17 protein-coding genes are annotated in these 15,110 nt (G+C 65.4%); 1 reads left to right on the forward strand and 16 read right to left on the reverse strand.

Annotation, left to right across the window (positions count from 1 at the left end):
• The coding region (locus QZZ29_RS01635) for a glycerate kinase (RefSeq protein WP_291380894.1) at positions 1-232 on the forward strand (232 nt) is incomplete at its 5' end.
• Positions 233-372: 140 nt separating this feature from the next.
• Here QZZ29_RS01635 and QZZ29_RS01640 read toward each other — a convergent pair.
• The 16 genes from QZZ29_RS01640 to QZZ29_RS01715 form a co-directional block, all read right to left on the reverse strand.
• Positions 373-2,256, reverse strand: coding sequence for an ABC transporter ATP-binding protein/permease (locus QZZ29_RS01640; RefSeq protein ID WP_291380896.1), 1,884 nt, complete (start codon positions 2,254-2,256; stop codon positions 373-375).
• Between the two features lie 2 nt (positions 2,257-2,258).
• Positions 2,259-3,338, reverse strand: coding sequence for a peptidoglycan-binding protein (locus tag QZZ29_RS01645; protein WP_291380897.1), 1,080 nt, complete (start codon positions 3,336-3,338; stop codon positions 2,259-2,261).
• A gap of 3 nt (positions 3,339-3,341) precedes the next feature.
• Positions 3,342-4,244 (reverse strand): hypothetical protein, encoded by a 903-nt coding sequence (locus tag QZZ29_RS01650; protein ID WP_291380899.1) that lies wholly within the window; start codon positions 4,242-4,244, stop codon positions 3,342-3,344.
• The gene (locus QZZ29_RS01655; protein WP_291380900.1) at positions 4,245-4,715 is read right to left on the reverse strand and encodes a peptidase inhibitor family I36 protein; all 471 of its coding nucleotides are present in this window, start codon (positions 4,713-4,715) and stop codon (positions 4,245-4,247) included.
• A gap of 272 nt (positions 4,716-4,987) precedes the next feature.
• Positions 4,988-7,291, reverse strand: a complete 2,304-nt coding sequence (locus tag QZZ29_RS01660) for a heavy metal translocating P-type ATPase (RefSeq protein ID WP_291380902.1) — start codon at positions 7,289-7,291, stop codon at positions 4,988-4,990.
• On the reverse strand, positions 7,288-7,434 hold the full coding sequence (locus QZZ29_RS01665) for a hypothetical protein (RefSeq protein ID WP_291380904.1): 147 nt from the start codon (positions 7,432-7,434) through the stop codon (positions 7,288-7,290). Before QZZ29_RS01665 ends, QZZ29_RS01660 begins: the two co-directional genes overlap by 4 nt.
• A complete protein-coding gene (locus QZZ29_RS01670; protein WP_291380906.1) occupies positions 7,431-7,661 on the reverse strand; it encodes a cation transporter in 231 nt (76 codons plus the stop codon). Before QZZ29_RS01670 ends, QZZ29_RS01665 begins: the two co-directional genes overlap by 4 nt.
• A gap of 660 nt (positions 7,662-8,321) precedes the next feature.
• Positions 8,322-8,510 carry a YHS domain-containing protein gene (locus QZZ29_RS01675; protein ID WP_291380908.1) on the reverse strand — a complete coding sequence of 63 codons (189 nt, stop codon included), beginning with the start codon at positions 8,508-8,510 and terminating at the stop codon, positions 8,322-8,324.
• A 250-nt stretch (positions 8,511-8,760) separates the two neighbouring features.
• Positions 8,761-9,726: a prolipoprotein diacylglyceryl transferase family protein gene (locus QZZ29_RS01680; RefSeq protein WP_291380909.1), complete on the reverse strand. Its 966-nt coding sequence runs from the start codon at positions 9,724-9,726 to the stop codon at positions 8,761-8,763.
• A 727-nt stretch (positions 9,727-10,453) separates the two neighbouring features.
• The gene (locus tag QZZ29_RS01685) at positions 10,454-10,864 is read right to left on the reverse strand and encodes a hypothetical protein (RefSeq protein ID WP_291380910.1); all 411 of its coding nucleotides are present in this window, start codon (positions 10,862-10,864) and stop codon (positions 10,454-10,456) included.
• Positions 10,865-11,189: 325 nt separating this feature from the next.
• Entirely contained in the window at positions 11,190-11,354 is a 165-nt protein-coding gene (locus QZZ29_RS01690; protein ID WP_291380911.1) for a hypothetical protein, read from the reverse strand.
• Positions 11,354-12,484 carry an ATP-binding protein gene (locus QZZ29_RS01695; protein ID WP_291380913.1) on the reverse strand — a complete coding sequence of 377 codons (1,131 nt, stop codon included), beginning with the start codon at positions 12,482-12,484 and terminating at the stop codon, positions 11,354-11,356. The genes QZZ29_RS01690 and QZZ29_RS01695 overlap by 1 nt, the downstream gene beginning before the upstream one ends.
• Positions 12,481-13,224: a response regulator transcription factor gene (locus QZZ29_RS01700; RefSeq protein ID WP_291380915.1), complete on the reverse strand. Its 744-nt coding sequence runs from the start codon at positions 13,222-13,224 to the stop codon at positions 12,481-12,483. Before QZZ29_RS01700 ends, QZZ29_RS01695 begins: the two co-directional genes overlap by 4 nt.
• The gene (locus QZZ29_RS01705; protein WP_291380917.1) at positions 13,221-13,895 is read right to left on the reverse strand and encodes a hypothetical protein; all 675 of its coding nucleotides are present in this window, start codon (positions 13,893-13,895) and stop codon (positions 13,221-13,223) included. The genes QZZ29_RS01700 and QZZ29_RS01705 overlap by 4 nt, the downstream gene beginning before the upstream one ends.
• Positions 13,895-14,164, reverse strand: a complete 270-nt coding sequence (locus QZZ29_RS01710; RefSeq protein WP_291380918.1) for an SHOCT domain-containing protein — start codon at positions 14,162-14,164, stop codon at positions 13,895-13,897. Before QZZ29_RS01710 ends, QZZ29_RS01705 begins: the two co-directional genes overlap by 1 nt.
• A 484-nt stretch (positions 14,165-14,648) precedes the next feature.
• Positions 14,649-15,053, reverse strand: coding sequence for a DUF302 domain-containing protein (locus tag QZZ29_RS01715; protein ID WP_291380920.1), 405 nt, complete (start codon positions 15,051-15,053; stop codon positions 14,649-14,651).
• Positions 15,054-15,110: the final 57 nt, after the last annotated feature.

Raw genomic sequence — 15,110 nt, forward strand, 5'->3', positions numbered from 1 at the left:
CGAGGGTCAGTTCGATGCGCAGTCGCTCGGCGGCAAGGTGGTGGGCCAGGTGTTGCGGCGCGCGGCGAGCGTCGGGTCGGAGGCCGCGGTGATCGCGGGTGTGCTCGCGGAGGATCCCCCTGTACAGGGCGTGGGCCTGGCGAATCTGGCCGGTTCCGTGGAGGCGTCGCTCGCCGAACCCGAGCACTGGTTGAGGAGGGCCGGACAGCACGTGGCGGCCTCAAGGTTCTGATGGTGGCTCCGACGGGCGTCGATCCCGTGACCTCACGATTAAGAATCAGGTGCTAGCACACTCTGCCATGTTCATGCAACGTAGGGCGTATTAGCAGGGGCAAACCTCTGCTGCGGCAGACCCTTCTGGCGCGCGAAGCGCTAGGCGCGCAGCGCCTCGTGCGGTTCGATTCGCATAGCGCGCCGAGCCGCGAATAGCCCGCCAATCGCGCCGATGACCGCGCCGAGTGCGACGGCAGCAGGCGCGAGACGCAAGTCGAAGACGGGCTGCCATCCATTCACCACGGAGATCACCAACAGCGCGGCGAGGCCCACCGAAAGCCCGATGAAGCCTCCCAGTACCCCAGTTACCATTGCTTCCGATGTGACGAGACCAGCAACGTGAATCGACCGGGCTCCAACGGCTCGTCGAAGACCAAACTCGCGCGTTCTTTCGCCGACCGAGAGGAGCATCGCGTTCGCCAGTCCGCCCAGTCCGCCCAAGAACGCGACAATTGTGACGACAGCAAGCGTCGTCGCAACGCTCGCCTCGATTTCGTCGCGGAGCTCTCGCGGGTCTACGGGCGCAACGACATATAACTCGTTTGGCTCATACGGGTTGATCGCAATTGGCGCTTCGCGTGCGACTTGCTGCGCCGCGCCGACCTCGGTCAGGAGCACCGCAGTAATGGTTGTGGGTGCGATGCCCGGGCGCTCGGAAGCGGCGATGACAACGGCGGCTAACATCTCGGGCACCCTAGGCGATGTGTGTACGACTCCCACCACAGAATAGGTGTCGCCATCGACCACTATCGTCGGTCGCGCACTGATCGGGCCAAGTTCGAGTTGCTGTGCGAGATTGGCGCCAACCAAAGCCTCGTGGGTACCCACGTGCTCGTCCAAGTCAGATGCCCAATCGACCTCGGCGCGCGCTGCAGTGAGCAGATCGCCCTGGATCGCGTATTGGCGCGCCACTACAGGGGCGCGACCGCGAGCAACTTCAACGGATGTTCCGCCGAAGTCAGAGACAATCCCGACGACATCAACACCGTTGAGGAACCCCAGCGACGATAGCGTCGTCGACAAGCCGTCTGAATCCATGGGCCCCGCGCTCGGGTCCGCCCACTGAACCGAGACATCTCGATTGGTTCGGGCATCGAAGGCATCCGAGACTTGGGCGCGCGCCGTCAGGCCAACCCCCAGCGTGCCGGTCGCTAGAGCGATGCCGATCGCTACGGCACCAGCCATTGCCACCGTGCGGCGTGGTCGCGCCGCGAGAGTACCCAAGGCGTCGGCAATCAGTGCCAGAATGCGAACCCTCGACGAGGTCCCAGGCGGAGCCTCCGGTGGCGATCCGTCAATACTGGCACGCCCCGACGAGTCCGAGTCCATACTAATCGAGCCGTCCTCCAATAGGACTCGCCGACCGGCAGCGCTAGCGACGGTTTCGGAATGGGTCACAAGAATCACCGTCGTCCCCTGGCGGTTCAACTCGGAGAGCGCCTCGACAAGTTGCTCACTATTGCGCGAGTCCAAGTTTCCGGTCGGCTCATCTGCAAGCAACACCGGGGCTCCCGTTGCCAAAGCCCGCGCAATAGCCACCCTCTGCCGTTCCCCGCCAGAGAGCAAGCCCGCTGGCTTTTCGCCCAGAGCTCCGATGCCGACGCGCTCCAACGCCTCTCGCGCGCGTTGTCCGCGCACTTCGGATTCAACCCCCCGATAGGCGAGTCCTAGTTCCACGCTCTCAATCGCCGGTCGGTCGTCCAGGAGGTGGAAGCCCTGGAAGACGAAACTGAATGTATCAGAGCGCAGGCGTGCTGCCTCATTGGGCGACAGCCCAGATGTCTCGTGACCGAAGACCCGATATTCGCCCGCGTCCGGTCGGTCGAGCAAGCCGAGGATGTTAACCAGTGTCGACTTTCCTGCACCCGATGGACCTTCGATGGCGACGAACTCGCCGAGGGACACGTCGAGCGACACCCCACGCAGTGCGGGAAGTTCGGACGCGTTGCCGTAGTGCCGCACCACGTTCCTCAACGACAACATGGCTATTGCCCGCCCACGATAACTATGTCGCCTTCGTCAAGCTGCCCGTCGATGGGCATCACTGCAGTACGCCCATTCAGTGAGCCCAATTCACGAACTGCGATTGCGACAAATCCTCCGTTGCCGTCAGCCCGATATACTAACTGCGAATCGAGCCCCTGACTCACTACCGCCGCTGTCGGAACCACGAGCGCATCGGATGCCACTAGTTGGGTTGCATACGTAGCCGTGCCCGCGACTCCCTTCCAGGCCGCAGGAACGTCGCCACCGACCAGTTTGACTTCCATCACCGCAAACGCGTCATCCGTCGCGGGGGATCTCAAACTCTGGATGGTCGCCGCGCGATTATCGCCATCGAAAGTGACGGTCACGTCGACGGCCGCGAAGTCCGCGTTTGCTACAGAGTCTGGAGCCTCTGCCAACACTATCAACGGACCCGACGCCAAGGTGAGGTGATCGTCCGCTGTGAGCGTCGCCCCGATTGCCGGGACTACTTCGACAACCGTGGGCGCCGCAGGAGCGACGACAAACTCCGACGTGGCAGGGGTCCCGTCTCCCTGCAACTCGTAGCCCAGTCTCGAGTAGAGTACCTTCACCGCACCGGCTGTGGCCGGACCATAGTCACCGTCAACGCGAATGGTGGAGCCGCACCGACGCAAAGCTCTCTGAAGCTGACTGACATCGGGGCCAGTATCACCGAGCGCAAGGTCCCGGTAGAACGGGAACTGTCCGACGATGACCACGAGTGGGCGACCGTCAATTTCAAGTGCCTCCGAGCACTCGCCCACCGAGTCTCCAGGAGACAAAGGACTCGCGGTCACGACGCCCGATCCCACCGCGAGCGGGATGTCAATGTCATCGGTCCTGGCGACCTGCACTCGGGCACCGCCACTTGTTGTCTGTACAAGGTCTTCGCGAATAACCGGTGCGGTGAGGACTGACGCAGAAGGCGCTGCGGCGTCTGCGGCGCGCTGGTCGGGGGACACGAAGAGCGTCGCACCAAACCAACCGACGGCAAGCATCGCAAGCGCGCTGATGGCGAAGACGGCGACCTTCGCCGCCATGCGTTTCGGATGACTCATGCGCTAGTCCGTTTGACCCAAACTGAGTAACTCTTCGACCCGCTGGCGGCGCTCCGCGAACTGCTGTTGCGAGCGAACGAGATCATCAACGTTCTCCCGTGCGAGTTTGACCTGTCGGTCCCATTCAGCGTTGTACAGAGCAACCCTGAAACCCGATGATACCCGGCAATCGAAATCGCCCACGGCTACGCTGATCTCGCGGGGCGAAACGTCAGGATTTTCCGTCGGAGACGGATTTCGTTCGACACCCAGCGAATCAGGCGGCATCTGTCGTGGATCGCCGGGAAGATCGGGTATCCCGAAGGGCAACATGCACTCCCGCCAGTCCTTGGCCGCCTTAACCACGGAGTCATCCTCCAAAGCAGCTTGCCAAGCCGTCTCCGCGATTCCCGCGACTCGATTGGCTTCACCGTCGAGTGGCGGCAGGACCTTGTACGTCGCCTCGATGCAGTTGTCGAGCACTGCTTGCTCAGCCGCGTCGATCATGTTCAATTTGGTCGAGTACGCGAGCCAGTCACCAAGAGTCTCCTCCGGAGAGGGCGCTTGATGATAGCCGAATTCCTCGACGAGTTTGCGGTTGAACAGGACCCGACCGACCGCGTTAATGTGCGGCCGAGTTACGGGGCCTGTGAGGTCACGCCAGGGGACTTCGAGGTCATAACCTGCGGCACGCATGCACTTGGCGTCAAGTTGAGCGGTGGCATACTCCTCGCGAATGCGATCGACCCATTGAACTTGGTATTGATCCATGGGCATGACCCATTGGTCGATGTTTTTTTCGGGGAGATCATCGCCTGCCGTCGGAGCGGAACCGCCGCACCCGGCAAGTCCGAGTGCGGCGGCCGTCCCGATCAGAAGCGCTCGAACGCCGCGCCGATGCGCATCGCGATCAGGATTCGCGTGCAATTAGCACCATCCCGTGAAGCAGCCAGAGTCGATCGAGTCGTTGAAGCCGCCAGGCGCACCCCCAGAACTATTGCTGAGGTCATTGTCACCGACCGTCTTGGAGAGGCCAAACGCTTGACCACCGAAGTTTTCGTTCTTGTACACGTAGATCGACTGCGAGTTGCCGTTGTTGTATAGCGACGAGACGTTGTCGTGGGCGTCCTTGTTCGTGGTGTAATTCAGGTAGTTGAAGTCCGTGTAGTACATGTAGAAGCGAACCTCGTTGTACGGGCTGCCGTCCGTCACGTAACTGTGGTCCTCCCAGAAGCACGCGTAGCCGGATGCACAACCTGCAGGCGCGGCGCTCGCTACGGCCGTCACGCCTACCGTTGCAGCGAGCGTGGTGCCGAGTATCGCAAGCAACCTAGTTCCCTTTCCCGTGAGTCGGCTCTTATCCGATCCCCTTTTCCTTTCTGCAATCTTCCAGATCACAATCGACGCCCCGAATGCGAAAAGCGCGCAGAATCCTCGGGACGCAAGGAGAGGTGATTCCCCCCCCCCTCTCGAATGTCAAATTACCGCAATTTCAGACACTCCGCAGCGCTCAGGTTACCCCATTTGTGGGGGCATTCTCGGCAGTATTGCGGGGGTCAAACGGCTGGAGCCAACCCCGGATTTCCGGGCACTTATGTTGGGATGATGAGTCTCAGGGAAGGAGTTCGGTATGCCCACTGGACGCCGCGCCGGGCGCCCACCCCACTCGATCAGCCGACCGGCAGTGCCTCCTGCGGCGCGTGCACTTGGTGCGTCTCGCCCGCTGGGTTGACTGTGGTCGAGATCGCGCGGAACCGGCGAAGACGCAAGCTGTTCGTGACCACGAACACTGAAGAAAAGGCCATCGCAGCGCCAGCGATCAGAGGGTTGAGCAACCCCGAGACCGCCAACGGGATCGCCGCGACGTTGTACGCGAACGCCCAGAACAGGTTGCCCTTGATGGTCTTGAGCGTCTGGCGCGACAACCGCACCGCATCCACTGCGACACGCAGGTCTCCACGGACGAGCGTCAGGTCACTGGCCTCGATAGCGACGTCGGATCCCGTACCCATGGCGATGCCGAGGTCCGACTGAGCCAAGGCTGCGGCATCGTTGACACCGTCACCGACCATCGCGACCACGCGTCCCGCCTCCTGCAGGTCCCGCACCACTCGGACCTTGTCCGCGGGCATCACCTCGGCGATGACCTCCTCGATTCCCACCTCGTCGGCGATCGTCCTGGCGGCGCGGGCGTTGTCACCGGTCAGGAGCACCGGACGCAGACCGAGCGCGATGAGTTCGCGTACCGCCTGGGCACTGGTGACCTTGAGCGTGTCGGCGACCACGACCAGCCCCCGCAGCTGCCCGTCCCAGCCGGCCGCGACGACGGTGCGTCCCGCCGACTCCGCCGCGTCCAGCGCGGCCGTGAGCGCCGGATCCGGAGCCACCGACCAGCGCTCTGCGAGCCAACCCATGCGGCCGACGACAACCTGTCGATCGCCGACGGTCCCCTCGACGCCCAGGCCCTGAAGGCTGGTGAACTCCGTGACCGGGGGCAGGGCGCCCAGCCGCTCCCGTGCGCCGCCAGCGATCGCTGCGGCGATGGGATGCTCGGACGCGTCCTCCAGTGCCCCGACCGTCCTCAGGAGCTCGTCGCCATCGATGCCGGGCGCGGCCACGACATCGACCAGGCGCATCGTGCCCGTCGTCACCGTTCCGGTCTTGTCCAGCACGATCGTGTCCACGCGCCGGGTCGACTCCAGGACGTGCGGGCCCTTGATCAGGACCCCGATCTGAGCACCCCGTCCCGTGCCCACCATGAGAGCGGTCGGCGTGGCCAGGCCGAGCGCGCACGGGCATGCGATGATCATCACCGCGACGGCCGCAGTGAAGGCCATCTCCGTTCCGACACCAGCGCCCAGCCAGAAGCCCAGTGTCGCCACGGACAGGGTAATGACGATCGGGACGAAGATCGCCGAGATGCGGTCGGCAAGCCGCTGCACCGGGGCCTTTCCGGTCTGCGCATCCTCGACCAATTTCGCCATCTGAGCCAGTTGGGTATCGGCGCCGACACGTGTCGCACGCACGACGAGCCTTCCTCCGGCGTTGACAGTTGCCCCGGTGACGGAGTCCCCTGGGCCGACCTCGACGGGGACCGGCTCGCCGGTCAGCATCGATGCGTCGACCGCGGACACCCCTTCGATGATCTGCCCGTCGGTGGCGATCTTCTCCCCGGGACGGACCACAAAGTCCTGGCCCACGACCAACTCGTCGATACCGATGCGGGTCTCGACGCCGTCCTTCAGGACCGCGACGTCCTTAGCGCCCATCTCCAACAATGCCCGTAGGGCCGCACTTGAGTTCTTCTTGGCCCGGGCCTCGAACCACCGGCCCAGAAGGATGAAGACCGTGACAGCCGACGCCACCTCCAAGTAGATCTCCGCCGAGCCGCCACCGCGCTCTGGCACGAGGCTGAACCCCATCCTCATCCCTGGATCGCCGGCCGCACCAAAGAAGAGCGCGTACAGGGACCACAGGAACGCGGCCAGGACACCGACGCTGATCAGCGTGTCCATCGTTGCCGCCGCGTGCCGCGCATTGGTCCACGCCGCCCGGTGGAAGGGCCACGCACCCCAGACCACCACGGGTGCTGCAAGGGTCAGTGCCAGCCACTGCCAGTTGTCGAACTGCAAGGCCTCGACCATAGACAGGATGAGCACCGGTGCGGTCAGAACCGCCGACACAATCAGGCGATGGCGCAGCGCCGACACTTCGTCGGCAGGGGCCTCAGCCTCGCCTGTTTCGGTCGTGCCCCCACCGACCTGCTCGCGCAAGCGCGCCGAGTAGCCGGTCGCCTCGACCGAGGCGATCGCCTGCTCCACCGTTGCGCCCTCCGGAAGGTCGACCTTCGCCCGCTCGGTGGCATAGTTCACGCTCGCCTCGACGCCCTCGATGCGGTTGAGTCGCTTCTCGATCCTGGCGGCGCAGGACGAGCACGTCATCCCGCCGATATCAAGCTCGATGATGTTGCTCATGAGACCTCTCCGATCTGGACCACAGTGCCGGTCCCTGAGCCTTCAGCAGTGATTGGCCCGGCCGCTGTCCCGATCGCGAGACCGAGGCCCAGTGCGACGACCAGTGCCACTGCGAAGAGCACCAGCCGCGTGACGTCCGTCACGCCACGACCCCCGTCAAGACGTATCCGGCCTCGTCGACGGCCGCGCTGACGGCATCCCGATCTGCGGGAGCCTGCCCGCTGACCCGAACCAAGGATGTCCCTTCCGGCACGAGCTCGACTTCGACCGCGTTGACGCCGTCGACCTGGCCGACTTCCGTCGAAACTGCAGCCACGCAGTGTTCGCATGTCATCCCCGTGACGGTGTAGGTAGTGGTGATCGTCTCCATGGTTGTCCTCCTCGATCCAGCGGCGCGCGACCACTCGGTCGGCGCGATCTCCACTCTAAACCTTCCAGTGCGCTGGAAGGTCAAGGTGGTCCTTGCCATCGTTGCGAATGGCCCCAGCTGATAGGCGGAAGCTCTCCATCTGGCCGGGTTCATCATCGGCATCCAGTTGGCCGAGATCACCGAGATGAACAACCTGCCGCGCATGATGTGACGGACGATCAACGCGTCGATGATCGTCGGACAGCGGCTGGCGTCCGTCGGCCCCGCGACGAACAGAAAAGGCGTTGCCACACGAGTCGCCGACGCAATCGACCCCCAATTCGTCTCGGTCGGTTGACGCGCTCCGAACACGAAGCGATCGTGACCATGTGTGTGCCCTTCCCGTCTGTTACCGAGCTACTCGGGTGCGGCCACACAGGTCCCGTCGTCACTGACGATGCACCTCGGCCCGCGAGCCCACTTCACCGCAATCCTTCCAGACAACTGGAAGGTAAGCCGTCTCTACGCACCGCTCTTGAGGTGAGGACCCGGGGCGTGGAGGATGCCTCCGACCTCGCTGGCCCCTGCTGGTCGCTAGCGCACGGTGGGAGCACGTCATGGACGCCCGAGAACGGGCACCCATAACGCGTCCCACTATCGACGTGCTCCGTTGGCTGAATTTCAGGCGGTGGCGTATTGCGCCGGGTCTGCGTCGAAGGCTGCCGCGCACCCCTTGGAGCAGAAGCTGACCGTCTTACCGTCGTGCTCGCGGCTTGCCGCGGCGGTGGCAGGGTCGACGCTCATCTTGCAGACCGGGTCGACCGTGGTGCCTGAGTGCGTGGAGTGGTCGTGATCGTGATTGTCATGCATTTCGTTCTCCTCATCGTCGTATTCGTTTGCACACTCGACCATCAGTGTGATGGTCAAGACTTTGGGGTCGACCTTAGCGACTGGTCGGGGTGTGAAGTGGCGTAACCGGGCCGACGCTGGTGACGACCGACAGGGACGACAGCACCATCGCTAGAGCCGCCATCATCGGGCTGAGTGAGAGCCCGAACGTCGGGAACAGCCCGCCAGGCGCGATGGAGATGCCGTCGGTCACAACGCGGCGCGATGGCGATCATATGAGGGCAATCGCGGCGAGGGATGCAACGAGGACGACTGGTGCGACGATCAACATGACCGCGCGCCCATACCGCGTCGCCCGGGGCAACCCGCGTAGCGGAAACAGCACCTGACGGACAATGAGGTACGCGGAGAGCCCCCCCAAGAAGACGAAACCGGCTGGCTCCGGTTGGACGCGCCAGGCGATCAGACCCGTCGCCACAGCCAAGGACGCAGCCGCCGCCGACTCAAGGGCCTGGACAGGGATCCGCCTCGTGCCGATGCGGCGATCGGAGCCCCAAATCGCCCACCGCGACGTGGTCGGCAAGCCCGAACAGCACCCAGCGAATATGCACCCCAGTCGTCCGACAGCCTGTCCGACCAGCAGTGCCGGAATCGTCGCGTCGAGCAAGGATCCGATCGGAACACCGAACGCCCAGCCTCCCAGCACGAAGACCGCGATCGCTGTGATGACGAACCCCTGCAAACTGAGCCCGGCCAGTCCCGCCGCTCGTCCCTGCCCGCGATGCGTCAACCAGTAGTAGACCTTGGCCCCGCCGAGCCCTAGGGCGCCCGCGGCGGCCGCCAGAGCGAGGATGGTACCCGCGGGCATCCCGCTGTTGCGCGCCAGCAAGCTCAGCACGATCGTCGCGAGGATGAATCCCAAACCCACCAAGAGAGGCCATGAACCCGGCACGACCCCCGGCGCACGCATCGTGGCCACCGGCGCCAATGTCGAACGCCCGATGCCTTCGGCAGGGGGTAGACGAACAGCGTTTCGGTGATCGCCAGTGCGTGACGTTGCCATTGCTTCCGCAGTGACCTTCCAGCGACCCGACGCTTTACCGACGATGCGGTGGGTGAGTGCAATCGGCCCGCTGCCTGGCTGAACGTTGGCGTACGTCGCGGTCGCCACAAAGGCGTCGGCATCCGTGGGTTCGCCTTCGACATCGAGGCGCTGCCCAGAGAAGCGCACGGTCACATCGCGCGCCTCGGACCCCGCGGGAGCGGTGAACCAGTATGTGAGGCCGATGGCCTGCGGCTCGAGGTCCGCAAGGACCTTAAGGAGAGGGGGGGTGAACTCGAGCCCCTGTGTGGGGTTGCGCGACCCGCTGAGTCGTGCAAGCGCGGGTCGGATGATCGGCTGTCGCCGTGGGGCCGGGGCCGACGCGGGTGCGGGTGTGGGGCGATGTGCTGAGGACACGCCGAATGACGCACCACGAGCAGGGGCCGGACGCGATGCCGCCACCAACTGTGAATCCAGGGGGCGGATCAGAGGATTGGCCCGCCCGGAAGGCGAGGAGGGTCGCGGCTTCGGTGCCGCGCGCGGGCGCTTCTTCTTGGGTGACATCGAACCCTCCTAGGGCGTGTGGGGTCACACGAATTGCAGTGCAGTTTCGTCGGATCGGGTGCTTGCCGTTCGAGGTGTGGCGCACCGCCATCACCGGGCACTTCCCGTCTGATGGTGTTGTCAGCGTCGACCGCTGATCCATGTTCTTGCCTCCCAGTCTGGACTGGATGAGTGGCCGGTTAACTCGACGGTAAACCTTGCACCCCACTGGAAGGTCAAGGCCTATCCGGCCCGGCCGTGACGTCGCACCGGTACAACGTGGGCGTCGTCTGGCAACCCGGCATCTGCGGGATACCCAGGGAAGGCAGGCAGCGGCCGGACCCTTCGGTGAGTACATCCCGCACCGCGACTTCTTCCGTCACTCGTGATGGGAGTCGTGGTCCGCGACCCCCTGCTCGATGAGCGGGCGGTCGGAACCGCCGATGAGCGGTCCGATGACCAGTGAGGAGACCAAGAACATTGCGGTGAACACCGCAAGCGCGATCCCGGGTGCCCACCAGCTGCGGAACCGGCGGCGGAGCCTGAGGAGCATGGGCACGGAAAGTGCGAGGCCGAGGACGCCGAAGAGGGCGGTGCCTCCCGCGCCGGCGACCAACGCCGTCCCCACCAGGGGACCGACGTGGTGCAGGACATGCGGGGCAAGTCCACCGACGGCGCCCAGTGCGCCGGCGACGGCTGTCCACGCCGTGCGCCGCGGCCGGACGTCGACAGCAGGAGTCTCGTCTACCGCAAGGTCATCGACCTGTGGTGGATCTGCGGTGAGCGCCATGTTCAAAGCCTGGCAGGTGTTGCGGGACCGCTGATAGAGGATTGATCAAGAGTGGATCAAGATTTCGAGCCGGCGTGAGGAGATGTCCCGGCACTCGGTCCGCCAACGGCGGCTGCGTCCTTGGCTGTGGCGACGGGTCTGATCGCCTGGCGCGTCCAACCGGAGCCAGCCGGTTTCGTCTTCTTGGGGGGGCTCTCCGCGTACCTCATTGTCCGTCAGGTGCTGTTTCCGCTACGCGGGTTGCCCCGGGCGACGCGGTATGGGCGCGCGGTCATGTTGATCGTCGCACCAGTCGTCCTCGTCGCATCCCTCGCGGCAGTGGCCGTCACATGAGCAGCGAAATGCACCGTCGCGGTCGGTCCGGTCGATCGATGTCCGCCCTCGTGGTGATTGCGCCCACTTGCCTCAGGGCGTCGGCCTCGCCATGACCGTCAGTTGACTCGTCGGCGCCACCGCAGCCGTAGCCGTCACTGCGGTGACCGTACTCCATCAGCTCACGACGCCGCGTCGTCCCTGGCTCGCCGGGAGGGTCACGACGAAGTTGGCGCCCTCCCCTGCCCCGGCGCTCTCCGCTCGGATGCGGCCAGCGTGGGCCTCGACGAGCCCGCGAGCGATCGCGAGACCGATCCCGCTCCCACCGACACCGCGAGAACGGCCGTCGTCGACGCGGTAGAAGCGTTCGAAGACGCGCGGGAGGTGCTCGGCAGCGATTCCGTCCCCGGAGTCCCTGACGGTGATTGCGACCCCCTCCGCAACCGATCGCGCGGACAGGTCGACGTGCCCGCCTGCCGGCGTGTGGCGCAGAGCGTTCTCCAGGAGGTTGGCGAGGACCTCCTGCATCCGGTCCGGGTCGACGATGACCGATCGGGCACTGGCGTCAAGTCCGAGGGTGAGACGCACCCCCTTGGCCTCGAACGCCAGTTCCTCGGCGCGCGCGGCGACCCTCAGCAGGTCGCCCACAGCGACCTCGCTGAGGTGAAGGCTGAGCCCGCGCTCCTCAGCAATGGACACGCGACCGACGTCGTCGACCAACCGTTCGATCCTGGAGATCTCGGCTTCGATGCGCTCAAAGGTGGCTCGGTCGGCCGGTAGGACCCCGTCGGCGATCGCCTCGTGATATCCACGCACGGTAGTCAGCGGGGTACGAAGCTCGTGGGACAGGTCGCGCAGGACTTCGGCCCGCGACTTCTCGGTCCGGGCGATGCTGCCTGCCATCTGCCCGAAGGCGTCGGCGAGCGAGTCGAGTTCGGCGCCATAGCCCGAGCGACGGACACGCACCGTGTAGTCGCCGGAAGCGACCGCACCCGCCGCCTCGGACAGCTCCCGCAGCGGGCGAACGGCGCGGCGGGACACGAACCATCCGACCGCGAGGGCAGTGAGCGTGGCCACGGCCATCGACACGGCGAGAGAGACCAGGATCGCCCGAGAGAACGCCATGTCCAGGTGGGTGGCCAGCTCATTGGTGATCGGCCCTACCGCGTTCTCGACGTGCCCCCGGAACATCCCAGGGGCCAGCCCCAGGGCGACGACGAGCAGGGTGATCCCGCCGGCGAAAATGACGAGGGCTTGGCCGAGGAGCAGGCGTGCCGCAAATCCTGTTCGCCGACCGGCGGCCCTCAACTGCCCCCACCCATCCGGTAACCCACGCCACGGACCGTCCGCACGTATCGGGACTCGGCCGGGTCGTCGCCGATCTTGCGTCGAAGATTGGCGACGTGCACGTCGATCACGTGGTCGTCGCCGAACCACTCCTCACCCCACACGGCTTCTAGCAGTGCGCGGCGTTCGAGCACAACTCGCGGTCGGCTCGACAGGGTGTCCAGGATGTCGAACTCCGTCCGGGTCAACTCGATCCGCTCACCCGCCACCGAGACCTCCCGGCCAGCCACGTCGATCACCAGGTCTCCGAAGACTCGAGCGGGGGCGCCCGTGTCCGGGCTGCGGGGACGCCGTAGCATGGCGCGCACTCGCGCCGCGAGCTCGCGCGGGGAGAAAGGCTTGGCGAGGTAGTCGTCAGCCCCCACAGACAGCCCGATCACGCGGTCCAGCTCGTCGGTGCGCGCGGTCAACATGATCACATAGGCATCGGAGAAGCCTCGCACCTGTCGACACACCTCGATCCCATCAATCCCCGGGAGCATCAGGTCCAGCACGAGCACGTCCGGCTCCCACGCACGCGCCCTATCGACGCCCACCTCACCATCCGCGGCCACGTCCACCTCGAACCCTTCCACTCCGAGGTACTCAGAAATCAGGCGCGCGATCGGCGCGTCGTCCTCGACGACGAGCACGCGCCAGCGACGCCCGGCCGGTGCGTGAGCACCGACCAGGTTCGCCGAACTCGATCCGGGAGACGTCACGGCGCCTCGGACATCGCGATGAATGTTCCGTGCCACGAGTGGTACCAGACGTCACCGGACGTCGCGTTCACCGAGAGCATGCCGTCGACCTTCCCTTCGCGCAGCGTGTGGAGCGTGTAGTAGCCGGGAAAGGCATCACCGGTGGCCGCCGTGAGTCCTTCCCCGCCGTCCTGGCCCACGAGCCATTCGTCGGCGATCCGTTGGGCCTCGGTCGCGCTGATCCGCAGCTCTGAGCCGCCACGTCCCATCATGCCGTAGCGGGTGTTCCACATCCGTGCCGGCCCGAACTCGATCTGCACGTCGCCCGAGACGGGGTCGATGAGAACCTCCGTGGCCAGCGAGCCGTCCGCCTCGACGAGTTCGGCGTAGTACTGCCGCTCGAACTGCATCACCTCTCCGACCTCCAGACCCGGCCGGAGTTCCGTCGCGAACACCTGAGCTTGTTCGCGCGCTCCCACAAGGTCGACAACAGGCACGCGATCCCCGCTCGAGTTCGCACCACCGAAGCCGCCACCGCCCATCATCCCGTAGGACGCGCCGTTTGGCATTCCCGCGCCCCAACCGCCAACGCCCTGCCCCTGGATCAGCATCCACGCGCCCGAACCCAGGATCGCGGCGACTGCGACGATCGGAACGATCAGTGTTCGCAGCCGCCGGCTGATCGTGGCCATCACTTCCCGCTTCGGTTCGCGCGCAAGGTCGCACGCATCGACTCGTAGGTCGCGACGTCGATCTCACCGGCAGCGAAGCGGCGATCCAGAAGCTGCTCCGGGGTCTCGCCCTGCGCAACGCCCGGCTGGCCGCCACCCACACCGTCGTCGCGTCGGCTACCCGGGAAGGCACGGACAACGAGCCAGACGACCAGACCGATCACACCGATCCAGAACACCGCCATCGCGATCCATCCCCCGGCACCCATACCGAACCCATATCCCATCATGGTGACAACCTCCTCGTGAACTTCGCTTCGTGAACAACTCCCATCGTTCCCCTGCCGCCTCAAGAGGCCCCACGACGCCGCCTCAAGATCTCCTCAAGGCTCCCCGTGCCACCACTGTCAGTCGCGCGAGGCACCGTGGCAGCAGCGGGTCACCGACACGGGCGACGACGCGCCCGTGGTGGGCGGCGGACACGCCGGTGGCTTCCCCCTCTTTGCGAGTTCGGCTCAGGCGAGTGGGGGGAAAGTTCTTGTGGGTCGTTGACCATCCGCGGGGTCCTCGCCGCCGGCACTAGACAGGCACCCCTGCGGACCGGTGGCCGTGAGGGCGAGGGCGGCTCGGTTGAGGCCGCGACTGACTGGGGGGTGATCCTGGCGACCGCGTCCGCAAAGTCATGACTCTCTTCGAGCATGCGCAAAATGGCGGTCAGCCACTTCTGGGCGCGCTACCGGCGCCGGACTGTCGTTCCGAGCCCCGTCGGGGCGGTCACACCTTTGGTGGCGATTCCAGACGTCGAAGAGCCGCGCCGAGCCGAGTGGCTGCGTCGTCGGCGACTGCCTCGAGGTCGTCGTTGCCTGTGAGGGTGACCATCACGTGCGGGTCGAGGGCCTCGATCCGGGTGCGACCCTCGCCTACCGAGCGCACCACCACGTTGCACGGCAAGAGCATTCCGATCGACTCCTCCACCTGCAGGGCGCGATGAGCAAGCGGGGGGTTGCACGCCCCGAAGATCACCTGTGGGGCCATGTCGACGTCGAGCTTCGTCTTCATCGTGCCCGCCATGTCGATCTCGGTCAGGATCCCGAATCCCTCCTCGGCCAACGCGGCGCGCACGGCCGCGAGTGCCGGCTCGAAGGGTTGGTCGACGGTGAGGGTAAGTCCGTAGCTCATGATGTGATCCTTTCGATCAGATGGACGGTCGGAGCCAAACCCCCGCGCCGCGAGACC

The organism is Demequina sp. (assembly GCF_016278765.1).
In the GTDB taxonomy this organism is placed as follows: domain Bacteria; phylum Actinomycetota; class Actinomycetes; order Actinomycetales; family Demequinaceae; genus Demequina.